The organism is Isoptericola sp. NPDC060257 (assembly GCF_042726645.1).
Lineage (GTDB): Bacteria > Actinomycetota > Actinomycetes > Actinomycetales > Cellulomonadaceae > Isoptericola > Isoptericola nanjingensis.
Map to the genome: position 1 here is coordinate 1 of NZ_JBHXAW010000148.1, position 10,666 is coordinate 10,666.

General features: G+C 76.1%; 10 protein-coding genes. 7 read left to right on the top strand and 3 right to left on the bottom strand.

The features are described 5' to 3' along the window. Positions 1-105 precede the first annotated feature (105 nt). Both ispD and ispF read left to right on the top strand, forming a co-directional pair. The gene (gene ispD / locus ACFWEK_RS13085; RefSeq protein WP_430554331.1) at positions 106-843 is read left to right on the top strand and encodes a 2-C-methyl-D-erythritol 4-phosphate cytidylyltransferase; all 738 of its coding nucleotides are present in this window, start codon (positions 106-108) and stop codon (positions 841-843) included. Positions 844-848: 5 nt separating this feature from the next. Next, a complete protein-coding gene (gene ispF, locus ACFWEK_RS13090) occupies positions 849-1,340 on the top strand; it encodes a 2-C-methyl-D-erythritol 2,4-cyclodiphosphate synthase (RefSeq protein ID WP_430547954.1) in 492 nt (163 codons plus the stop codon). 33 nt (positions 1,341-1,373) lie between these two features. Here ispF and ACFWEK_RS13095 read toward each other — a convergent pair whose 3' ends face one another. Then, positions 1,374-2,021 (bottom strand): D-alanyl-D-alanine carboxypeptidase family protein, encoded by a 648-nt coding sequence (locus ACFWEK_RS13095; RefSeq protein ID WP_430554327.1) that lies wholly within the window; start codon positions 2,019-2,021, stop codon positions 1,374-1,376. Between the two features lie 87 nt (positions 2,022-2,108). Here ACFWEK_RS13095 and ACFWEK_RS13100 point away from each other — a divergent pair, with 87 nt between their 5' ends. After that, positions 2,109-2,834 (top strand): response regulator transcription factor, encoded by a 726-nt coding sequence (locus tag ACFWEK_RS13100; protein ID WP_430547878.1) that lies wholly within the window; start codon positions 2,109-2,111, stop codon positions 2,832-2,834. After that, positions 2,827-3,957, top strand: a complete 1,131-nt coding sequence (locus ACFWEK_RS13105) for a sensor histidine kinase (RefSeq protein ID WP_430554328.1) — start codon at positions 2,827-2,829, stop codon at positions 3,955-3,957. The genes ACFWEK_RS13100 and ACFWEK_RS13105 overlap by 8 nt, the downstream gene beginning before the upstream one ends. A gap of 20 nt (positions 3,958-3,977) precedes the next feature. Here the strand turns inward: ACFWEK_RS13105 and ACFWEK_RS13110 are convergent, their stop codons facing one another. Further along, complete coding sequence (locus ACFWEK_RS13110; RefSeq protein WP_430547880.1) at positions 3,978-5,393, bottom strand: D-arabinono-1,4-lactone oxidase; 1,416 nt, start codon at positions 5,391-5,393, stop codon at positions 3,978-3,980. A gap of 157 nt (positions 5,394-5,550) precedes the next feature. Between ACFWEK_RS13110 and ACFWEK_RS13115 the strand changes: the two genes are divergently transcribed. From ACFWEK_RS13115 to rlmB, 3 genes are read left to right on the top strand one after another with little or no spacing between them, the layout of a single operon-like run. Further along, positions 5,551-6,750, top strand: a complete 1,200-nt coding sequence (locus tag ACFWEK_RS13115) for an alanine racemase (RefSeq protein WP_430554329.1) — start codon at positions 5,551-5,553, stop codon at positions 6,748-6,750. Positions 6,751-6,774: 24 nt separating this feature from the next. Beyond that, positions 6,775-8,199 (top strand): cysteine--tRNA ligase, encoded by a 1,425-nt coding sequence (cysS, locus tag ACFWEK_RS13120; RefSeq protein ID WP_430554330.1) that lies wholly within the window; start codon positions 6,775-6,777, stop codon positions 8,197-8,199. Positions 8,200-8,227: 28 nt separating this feature from the next. Then, a complete protein-coding gene (gene rlmB, locus ACFWEK_RS13125) occupies positions 8,228-9,208 on the top strand; it encodes a 23S rRNA (guanosine(2251)-2'-O)-methyltransferase RlmB (RefSeq protein ID WP_430547883.1) in 981 nt (326 codons plus the stop codon). Between the two features lie 35 nt (positions 9,209-9,243). Here the strand turns inward: rlmB and ACFWEK_RS13130 are convergent, their stop codons facing one another. Then, positions 9,244-10,554, bottom strand: a complete 1,311-nt coding sequence (locus ACFWEK_RS13130; RefSeq protein WP_430547884.1) for a DUF4032 domain-containing protein — start codon at positions 10,552-10,554, stop codon at positions 9,244-9,246. Between the last annotated feature and the right edge of the window lie 112 nt (positions 10,555-10,666).

Genomic DNA, 10,666 nt, shown 5'->3' on the forward strand with positions numbered 1-10,666 from the left:
GCGCTCTGGCGGACCTCGGTCATCTGGCCGGCCTGGGCTCCGCCGGTGACCTGCCAGTCGATCGACCAGGTCGAGGTCGCGGTGACGTGGTACTTGCCCGTCAGGGTGGTCGACGAAGGAGCGCTCGCGATCCTCACCGCCGCGGGGTCCGGCACCCGCCTCGGCCGGGACCTGCCGAAGGCCCTGGTCGACCTGGCGGGCTTCCCCCTCGTGGTGCACGCCGCCCGCCGCCTCGCCGCCTCGGGCGTCGTCGACTCCCTCGTCGTCACCTGCCCCGCGGGCCTCGACTCCGCGGTGCGCGACGTCGTCGCGCAGGACCCGCACGTGGACGTGCCGGTCCGCGTGGTCGAGGGCGGCGGCACCCGCCAGGCGTCCGTCGCCGCAGGCCTCGCGCTCGCCGGCCCGGACGACGACGTGGTCCTCGTGCACGACGCCGCACGCCCGCTCGCCCCGCCGCGCCTGGTGCGCCGCGTCGTCGACGCGGTGCGTGCCGGCCACGGCGCGGTCGTCCCGGGGCTGCCCGTCACCGACACGGTGAAGCGCGTCGCGCCGGCGTCGGCCGGGGGCGGGCCGGACGTCGAACGCGTCGTCGAGACCCCGGACCGCGCCGTGCTGCGCGCCGTCCAGACGCCGCAGGGCTTCGACCGCGCGCTGCTGCAGCGGGCGCACGCGCAGGGCGCGGGCCGCGCGACGGCGGAGGGGTCGGCGGCGACGGACGACGCGGGGCTGGTCGAGGCGCTCGGCGAGCCCGCCTACGTCGTCACCGGCGAGGAGGCGGCCATGAAGATCACCACCGAGCGCGACCTGCAGGTGGCCGCGCTGCTGCTGGAGGAGAAGTCGTGACCGCGTTGCCCGCAGGTCTGCCACGCACCGGGCTCGGCGTCGACGTGCACGCGTACGCCCCCGAGGGCTCCGACCGCGAGCTGTGGCTCGGCGGCCTGCGCTGGCCGGGGGAGCGGCCGCTCGCCGGGCACTCGGACGCCGACGTCGCGGCGCACGCCGCCGCGGACGCCCTGTTCTCCGCCGCCGGCATCGGCGACCTCGGCTCGCACTTCGGCACCAGCGAGCCCGAGTGGGCAGGTGCTGCGGGGGCGGTCCTGCTCGCCGAGGCGGCCCGCCGCGTGCGGGCGGCGGGCTTCGAGATCGGGAACGTCGCCGTGCAGGTGGTCGGCAACCGGCCGAAGGTCGGCCCGCGCCGCGCCGAGGCCGAGGCGGCGCTCACGGCCGCGGCCGGCGCGCCCGTCTCCCTGAGCGCCACCACGACCGACGGCCTGGGGCTCACCGGCCGCGGCGAGGGCGTCGCGGCGATCGCCACGGCGCTCGTGGTCGCCGTCGGCTGAACCGGTCGGCGCGGGACCACCGCACCGGACCGCTCACTGCTGCAGCCGCGGGTCCTGCGAGGGGTCGGCGTACGGCTCCGGGCAGCCCTGGTCGACCGCGTCGGGGCGCAGCTCGACGTGCCACGGCTCGTTCGCGTACACCCGGCACAGCCCGTACGCGGCGCCGTGGTCCGCCACCCATTGGCTGCCGCCCGTCTGCTGCAGGTCGACCGCGTCGCCGGTGACGTGCGACGACGTGTCGGCCGACGCCACCCAGCGGGCCGCCTCGGCCGCGGACCCGTACTGGGCGACCGCCTCGCGCAGCAGCCGGTCCTGGTACGCCGCCGAGCGCCAGGCGCTGTTGACGAAGAAGGTGACGCCGTCCTGCTCGGCGTCCGTCGCGGCCGCCTGCAGCGCCGCGAGCAGCGCGGGGTCGAGGTTCGCGAGGGCCGGGAGCGCGTCGTCGAACACGGTGGTGCCGTCGGGGACGTGGCCGGCGGCCTCGCCGTCGCGCGCGCCGCGGTCGGGTCGGTCCGCGGGGGCCTTCGCCGGGGCGACCGACGTCCTCGCGGGCGGGGGCGTCGACGACTGGCATGCCGCGAGCCCGGTCAGCGCGGCGGCGGCCATGGCGAGCGTGAGCGCGGTGCGGGCCCGGCGGGCGGTCGGGCGCTCGGGTGCGGGGCCGTATCGGTGGTGGAGCATGCCCCCAGTCGAGCCGGGGCGGCGTTGCCCGGGCGTATGCGGTCCTCGATACGCGGACGATAGGCGCCGCTCCGTAGCATCGAGGGCATGCGTGTGCTGATCGTCGAGGACGAGCCGTACCTGGCCCAGGCCGTCCGCGACGGGCTGCGCCTGGAGGCCATCGCGGCGGACGTCGCCGGCGACGGCGACACCGCCCTCGAGCTGCTGAGCGTGAACTCCTACGACGTCGCCGTGCTCGACCGCGACATCCCCGGCCCGTCGGGCGACGAGATCGCCGCGGGCATCGTCGCCTCCGGGAGCGGCCTGCCGATCCTCATGCTCACGGCCGCGGACCGTCTCGACGACAAGGCCACCGGGTTCGAGCTCGGGGCCGACGACTACCTCACCAAGCCGTTCGCGATGCGGGAGCTCGTGCTGCGGCTGCGCGCCCTCGACCGGCGGCGCGCGCACAGCCGGCCGCCGGTGCGCGAGCTCGCGGGCCTCCGCGTGGACCCGTTCCGCCGCGAGGTCTACCGGGACGGGCGCTACGTCGCGCTCACCCGCAAGCAGTTCGCCGTGCTGGAGGTGCTGGTCGCGGCCGACGGCGGCGTCGTCAGCGCGGAGGAGCTGCTGGAGCGGGCGTGGGACGAGAACGCCGACCCCTTCACCAACGCCGTGCGCATCACGGTGTCGGCGCTGCGCAAGCGGCTCGGCGAGCCGTGGGTGATCGCCACCGTGCCCGGGGTGGGCTATCGCATCGCGGTCCCGCCCGAGGACGAGACCGGGCGCGAGGACGGGCGCGCGGCCCGGAGCGGCGAGGCCCGGCATGGCTAGGAGCCCCGGCCCGAGCGTCCGGCTGAAGCTCACGCTCAGCTATGCCGGGTTCCTCGTGGTGGCCGGCGCGCTGCTCCTCGCCGTCGTGTGGGTCTTCCTGCTGCGGTACGTCCCGGACACGATCATCGTCGACGTCGCGCCGTCCCGTCCCGGGCCCGGGCAGTTCGTCCCGAACCGCTCCGACCTGGAGCGCGCCTTCGCCCCGCGGGTGGCCTGGGCGATGGTCTTCCTCCTGGTGCTCGGCCTGATCGGCGGGTGGTTCCTCGCCGGACGGATGCTCGCCCCGCTGGACCGCATCACCGACGCCACCCGCCGGGCCGCCGAGGGGTCGCTGTCCCACCGGATCCGGCTCCCCGGCCGGCAGGACGAGTTCCGCGAGCTCGCCGACGCGTTCGACGCGATGCTGGCGCGGCTCGAGGCGCAGGTCGCCGAGCAGCAGCGGTTCGCCGCCAACGCCTCCCACGAGCTGCGCACCCCGCTGGCCGTGACGCGGACCCTGCTCGAGGTGGGTGCGCAGGACCCGGACCGGGACACGGACGAGCTCCTGCGGCGGCTCGAGGCCGTCAACGCGCGCGCGATCGACCTCACCGAGGCGCTGCTGCTGCTCAGCCGCGCCGACCGCGGGACGTTCGCGCGCGAGCGCGTCGACCTGTCCCTCCTCGCGGAGGAGGCGGCCGAGACGCTGCAACCCCTCGCGGACGGCCGGGGCGTCGACGTGCGGGTCGCGGGCGACGTCGCACCCGCGGTGGGGTCGCACGCGCTCCTGCTGCAGCTCGCCACGAACCTCGTGCACAACGCGATCGTGCACAACCTCGCGGAGCACGGCACGGTGCGGGTGGCGACGGCCGTCCGCGGCGACGACGTCGTGCTCACCGTCGAGAACACGGGCGCGCCGCTCGACCCGCGCCTCGTGCCGACGCTCGTCGAGCCGTTCCAGCGCGGCGGCGGGCGCACGCACGGGGAGCACGGGGGCGTCGGGCTCGGCCTCGCGATCGTGCGGAGCATCGCGGAGGCGCACCACGGCACCCTCGCGCTCGCCGCGCTGGGCGACGGCGGGCTGCGCGTCACGGTGCGACTGCCGGGGGAGCGGGCCGCCCCGGCCGCGTGGTGGCCCTCCGCGTAGCCCGTGCTCAGGCCGTGGCGTCAGTCCGCCGCGCCGAGGACGGCGTCGGTGTAGCCGTTGCGGAAGACGCCGCCGGGGTCGACGGCGGCGCGCACGCGGGCGACGTCGGCCAGCGGGTAGTGGTCGGCGAGGTGCTCCGCCGTGCGGGTGTGCATCTTGCCCCAGTGCGGCCGCCCGCCCGCGGCGGCGAAGATCTGCTCGGCCGCGCTGAAGTACCGCTGGTGGGGCATCGGCGCGTACTGGTGCACCGCGACGTACGCCGTCTCACGACCGTGCGCCGTCGAGAGCCAGACGTCGTCGGCGGCGGCGAAGCGCACCTCCACCGGGAAGGGGACGGGCTCGCCGGACGCGCGCAGCCAGGCGTCGAGCTCGTCGAGCACCTCCCGAAGCGCGGCGCGCGGCAGGGCGTACTCCATCTCGACGAACCGGACCCGGCGCCGGGTGACGAAGACGTCGGCCGACGGCGCCACGTACGTCTTCGCGCCCAGCGCCCGCGCGCTCACCGCGTTGAGGCGGGGGACGAGGCCGGGGGCGGCGAACGCGAGGCGGTTCACCACCTCGAAGGCGCCGTTGGACAGCACCTCCTCGTCCAGGAGGGCGCGGGCCCGGGAGCCGGCGGCGCGCACGGCGCCGAGGCCCCCGGCGCGGGCCGCCGCCCAGGCCTCGATCTCCTCGGCCGTCGCGCGGTTGTTCCGCTTCGTCAGCGCCCGGCGGGTGCCGGGGAACCAGTAGAACTCCGCGTGGTCGTTGCCGTCGACGTACTCGTCGAGCTGCTCGAGCACGCGGTCCAGCGGCCACGGCTCCTCCTGCGCGCGCAGCCAGAACGCGGGCACCACCTCGAGCGTGACCGCCGACAGCACGCCCGCGACGCCGAGGCCCAGCCGGGCCACCTCGAACAGCTCGCGCTCGGGAGATCCCGGGGCCGCGGCGTCCGACGCCGCCCGGACCGCGCCGTCGGCGCCGACCACGCGGACGCCGCGCACCTGCGTCGCGAGGCCGCCCAGCCGGGCGCCGGTGCCGTGCGTGCCGGTCGAGATCGCGCCCGCGACCGACTGGCGGTCGATGTCGCCGAGGTTGCGCATCGCTAGCCCGAGCGCCGCGAGCAGGCGGTTGAGGTGGTGCAGGCGGGTGCCCGCCCGGACGGTGACGAGCGACGTGCCGTCCGGCTGGGGCGCCACCGCCTCGATCCCGCTGAGGTGGTCGAGGCCGAGGTGCACGCCGTCGGTCACGGCCGCGGCGGTGAAGGAGTGGCCGGCGCCCATCGCGCGCACCCGCGTCCCGTCGGCGGCTGCCCGGGCGACGACGGCGCCCAGCTCGCCCTCGTCGCGCGGCGCCAGGCGGCGCGCAGGCTGCCACGAGTGCGTGCCGCCCCAGGTGCGCAGCGGGGCGTCGGGGGTGGCGGGGGCCGGTGTGCGGGCGACGGTGCTCGGAGTCACGCGGCACACTCTGCCACGGGCGGCGGCCCGCGCGGATCCCCCTCCGGGTGGATCGTCGGCGACCCGTCGGACCGCCCCGTCGGCCCCGTCAGATCACCCGTCGGATCACCCCGCCGGGCCGTCCGACGACGCCCGGCGGCCGGTGTAGCGTGCGGTCATGACCCAGACGGAGCGGCTGGCCCGCGCCACCGCGCACCTGTCGGCTCCCGTGGCCGTGGTCGACCTCGACGCCTTCGACGCCAACGCCGCGGACCTGCGCCGCCGCGCCCGGGGCGTCCCCGTGCGGGTGGCGAGCAAGTCCGTCCGGGTGCGCACGCTCGTCGGCCGGGCGCTCGACGCCGGGTTCCAGGGCGTCATGGCGTTCTCCCTGGCCGAGGCGCTGTGGCTCGTGCAGGAGGGCGTGCGCGACGTGCTCGTCGGCTACCCCACCGTGGACCGGGACGCGCTCGCGCGGCTCGCCGCCGACGCCCGCGCGCGGCGCGAGATCACCCTCATGGCGGACGACGCCGCCCAGCTCGCGCTCCTGGGCGCAGCCCTCTCGTCCGCCGCGGTGCCGGCCGGGACGGGCGGCCTGGCCGACGTCGCCGTCTGCCTGGACGTCGACGCGTCGCTGCGCCTCGACGCCGGCCCGCTGCACGTGCACCTGGGCACGCGGCGCTCGCCGCTGCGCACCCCGGACGACATCGCCGCGCTCGCCCGCCGCGTCGAGGGGCTGCCCGGCGCCCGGCTGCGCGGGCTGATGTTCTACGAGGCGCAGGTGGCCGGGCTGCCCGACACCAACCCGGCCGTCCGGCTGGTCAAGAAGCTGTCGGTGGCCGAGCTGTACGGCCGCCGGACGGCCGTCGTCGAGGCCGTCGGCGCCGCCGTCGGGCACGGCGTGGAGCTGGTGAACTCCGGCGGCACCGGCTCGCTCGAGACGTCGTCGGCCGGGCCGGCTGTCACCGAGGTGACCGCAGGCTCCGGGCTGTTCGTCCCCGGCCTGTTCGACGGGTACCGCTCCTTCGACCCCCGGCCCTCCGCGTTCTTCGGGCTCGACGTCGCGCGGGTGCCCGCCCCGGGCTGGGCGACGGCGTTCGGCGGCGGGTACGTCGCCTCCGGGCCGGCGGGGCGCTCGCGGCTGCCGCGGGTCGCGACGCCCGGCTGGTCGCTCACCGGCACGGAGGGCGCGGGGGAGGTCATGACGCCGCTGCGCCGGCGGGGCGGAGCGCCGCCCCTCGCCGTCGGGGACCGCGTGTGGCTGCGGCACGCCAAGGCGGGCGAGCTCATGGAGCGGTTCGACGTCGTCCACCTGGTGCGGGGCGACGAGATCGTCGAGTCCGTCCCCACGTACCGCGGCGAGGGGCGCACCTTCGGCTGAGGGACCGGCCGGTACGCTGGACCGGTGAGCCTGCACCTGTACGACACCGCGACGCGCGACGTGCGCGCCTTCGTCCCCCTGAACCCGGGCGAGGTCGGTATCTACCTGTGTGGCGCCACCGTGCAGGCCCCGCCCCACATCGGCCACCTCCGCCCCGTCATCGCGTTCGACGTGCTACGGCGCTGGCTGGAGCGCTCGGGCCTGCGGGTCACGCTGATCCGCAACGTCACCGACATCGAGGACAAGATCCTCGCCAAGGCGGCCGCGGCCGGCGTCGAGTGGTGGGCGCACGCCGCCACGCACGAGCGGATGTTCACGCGGGCCTACGACGCGCTCGGCGTCATCCCGCCCACCTACGAGCCGCGCGCCACCGGCCACGTTCCCGACATGGCGGAGCTCATGCAGCGGCTCGTCGACCGCGGGCACGCCTACGCGACCGGCCCCGGCGACGTCTGGTTCGACGTGCGCTCCTGGCCCGCGTACGGAGAGCTCACCCGGCAGCGGCTGGAGGACCTCAACCCCGAGCCCACGGGCGACGACGTCGCGGCGTCCGCCAAGCGGGACCCGCACGACTTCGCACTGTGGAAGGCGCCCAAGCCGGGCGAGCCGGAGACGGCGTCCTGGGAGACGGCGTTCGGGCGTGGCCGCCCGGGCTGGCACCTCGAGTGCTCGGCCATGGCGCGCCGCTACCTGGGCGACGCGTTCGACATCCACGGCGGCGGCCTCGACCTGCGGTTCCCGCACCACGAGAACGAGCAGGCGCAGTCGCGCGCGGCCGGGTACGGCTTCGCGCAGCGCTGGATGCACTGCGCGTGGGTCACCCAGCAGGGCGTCAAGATGAGCAAGTCGCTGGGCAACGGGCTGCTGGTGAGCGAGCTGCTCGCCCAGGCCCCGGCGCCCGTGATCCGCTACGCCCTCGCGGCGGTGCAGTACCGCTCGATGCTCGAGTGGTCGCCCGACACCCTGGACGAGGCCCGCACCACCTGGGAGCGGCTGTCCGGCTTCGTGGACCGCGCCACCGAGCGCGTCGGCGGGGTGCCCGCCGACGAGGTCGCGAAGGCCGAGCTGCCGGCCGGGTTCGTCGAGGCGATGGACGACGACCTCAACGTGCCCGCCGCGCTCGCCGTCGTGCACGAGCACCTGCGCGCCGGCAACAGCGCGCTGGCGTCGCGCGACGACGCCGCGGCGCGCGAGGAGCTCGTCGCCCTGCGCGGCATGCTCGACGTCCTGGGCCTCGACCCGCACGACCCGCAGTGGGCCTCGGGCGCCGACGACTCCGCCGCGCGCGCGGCCCTGGAGTCGCTGGTCGCCGCCGAGCTCGACGCGCGGGTCGCCGCGCGCGCCGCGAAGGACTGGGCCACGAGCGACGCGATCCGCGACCGCCTCGCGGCCGCCGGCGTCGTCGTCCAGGACTCCGCGGACGGCGCCCGCTGGACGCTGACCGACTGACCCGCTCGACCACCTGAGAAGAGACACCATGGCAGGCAACACCCGACGTCCCGGCGCCGTCCGCAAGGCCGGCAGCAAGAAGGGCGCGCAGGTCGGCACCGGCGGGCACAGCCGCAAGGCGCTCGAGGGCAAGGGCCCGACGCCGAAGGCCGAGGACCGGACCTACCACCCGGCGCACAAGCGCAAGGTGGCGGCGGAGAAGAAGCAGGCCGCGCAGTCGCAGAAGGGCGCGAGCAAGGGGGTCGTGCGCGGCACGCGCCGCCCGACCGGCGGCGCCGAGGTGGTCGCGGGCCGCAACGCCGTGCTCGAGGCGCTGCGCACCGACGTGCCGGTCACGGCCGTGCACCTCGCCGCGCGCATCGACCACGACGACCGCACGCGGGAGATCCTCGAGCTGGCGTCGACCCGCTCGGTGCAGCTGCTCGAGGTGAGCCGCACCGAGCTGGACCACCTCACCGAGGGCTCGGTGCACCAGGGCGTCGCCGCGCAGGTGCCGCCGTACGACTACGCGGACGTCGAGGACCTGCTGGACGCCGCCGCCGAGGCCGGCCAGCCGCCCCTGATCGTCGCGCTCGACGGCGTCACCGACCCCCGCAACCTGGGCGCCGTGCTCCGGTCCGCGGGGGCCTTCGGCGCGCACGGCGTCGTCGTGCCGTCGCGCCGCTCGGCCGGCGTCACCGCGTCGGCGTGGAAGGTGTCGGCCGGTGCCGCGGCGCGGGTGCCCGTGGCCAAGGTGACGAACCTGGCGCGGACGCTCGCCGACCTGAAGAAGTCCGGGGCGTTCGTCGTCGGGCTGGACGCGGGCGGGGACACCACCGTGCGCGACCTCGCGTTCGCCACCGACCCGCTCGTGCTCGTCGTGGGGTCCGAGGGGCACGGCCTCTCCCGCCTGGTGCGCGAGACCTGCGACGCCGTCGCGTCCATCCCCATCTCGTCCGACGTCGAGTCGCTGAACGCCGGCGTCGCCGCGGGCATCACGCTGTACGAGGTGGCCCAGGCCCGCCGCTGACCGCGCCCCCGACGCCGTCCGGGGGCGGGGCCGCGTCAGGTCGACAGGTGGAAGTGGTCGTCCTCCGGGGCGGAGTCCGGGCCGGCGCCCATGTCGACGATGTCGACGTCGCCCTCGCGGTCGGGCTCGCCCGGCGGCAGGCCGAGGAGGGCCTTCTCGTCCGGGCGGTGGCGCAGCACGTGCTCCACGTAGGACGCCGTGGCCTCGGGCATCGGGACGTCGCGCCCCGCCTGCTCGGAGATGAACCAGCGGTGGTCGAGGATCTCGTGGAACAGCTGCGCCGGCTCGAGCTTGCGGCGCAGCTCCCGCGGGACGGCGCGGATCGTCGGCTGGAAGACGTTCTGCGACCAGTCGTGCGCCACCATCTGCGGGTCGTCCTCCTGACGGTCCGTGGCCGCCACGTAGGAGTCGAGGTCGTTGAGGAGCCGCCGGGCCTGGTTGTCCTGGACGTCCAGGCCGGTGAGGCGGAACAGGCGGCGTGAGTGGTGCCCGGCGTCGACCACCTGGGGCTGGATCCGCACCGTGGTGCCGTCGATGTCCGTGGTGATCGACAGCTCGCCGACGTCGAAGCCCAGGTCGTTGAGCCGGTCGATGCGCGCCGCGACCCGCCAGCGCTCGTCGGACCCGAACGACTCGACGCCCGTGAGCGCCTCCCACAGCTCCGTGTACCGGGAGACGAGGGCGTCGCCGATCGCGATGGCGTCGACCTCCTCGTCGAGCAGCTCGCCCGCCTCGAGGTCGAACAGCTCACCGATGATGTTGGTGCGGGCGAGGTCGACGTCGTAGGAGCGCTGACCGGGGGTGAGCTCGCGGTGCAGGTCGCCGGTCTCGGCGTCGACGAGGTAGGCGGCGAACTGGTGCGCGTCGCGCCGGAACAAGGTGTTCGACAGCGACACGTCGCCCCAGTAGAAGCCGACCAGGTGGACCCGCACCAGCAGGACCGCGAGCGCGTCGATGAGGCGCGCCGCGGTGTCGGGGCGCAGCGCCTGGCTGAAGACGGCCCGGTAGGGGAGCGAGAACGCGAGGTGCTCCGTGACGAGCGCGGCCTCCAGCGGCTCGCCGTCGTCGTCCAGGCGGCCCGTCACGACGCCCACGGGGCGCACGGCCGGGATGTCGAGCTTGCGCAGCTGGCGCAGCAGGTCGTACTCGCGGAACGCGACCGCCTCGCTGATCTCCTTGATCGCGAGCACGCGCCCGCCGAGGCGGACGAACCGCACGACGTGCCGCGAGATGCCGCGGGGGAGGGCGGCGAGCACGTCCGCGGGCCACTCGGCCAGGGGGGCGCGCCACGGCAGGTCGAGCAGCGCGGAGTCCGGCGTCGCCGAGGTGATCTGCAGCTGTTCCACGTCGCTCCATACGTTGTGGGTGGGCCCGTGGCCCCCGTGCGAGCCGTGAGCGGGCCACGAGCCCACCCACAACGCTCCGGCTCGTCAGGGTACCAGTCTCTTATAAACAAAA

Excerpts from the sequence above, each read along its gene's own strand:
- ACFWEK_RS13095 (WP_430554327.1), bottom strand. The coding sequence starts at position 2,021 with ATGCTCCACCACCGATACGGCCCCGCACCCGAGCGCCCGACCGCCCGC.
- ACFWEK_RS13100 (WP_430547878.1), top strand. The coding sequence starts at position 2,109 with ATGCGTGTGCTGATCGTCGAGGACGAGCCGTACCTGGCCCAGGCCGTC.
- ACFWEK_RS13105 (WP_430554328.1), top strand. The coding sequence starts at position 2,827 with ATGGCTAGGAGCCCCGGCCCGAGCGTCCGGCTGAAGCTCACGCTCAGC.
- ACFWEK_RS13115 (WP_430554329.1), top strand. The coding sequence starts at position 5,551 with ATGACCCAGACGGAGCGGCTGGCCCGCGCCACCGCGCACCTGTCGGCT.
- rlmB (WP_430547883.1), top strand. The coding sequence starts at position 8,228 with ATGGCAGGCAACACCCGACGTCCCGGCGCCGTCCGCAAGGCCGGCAGC.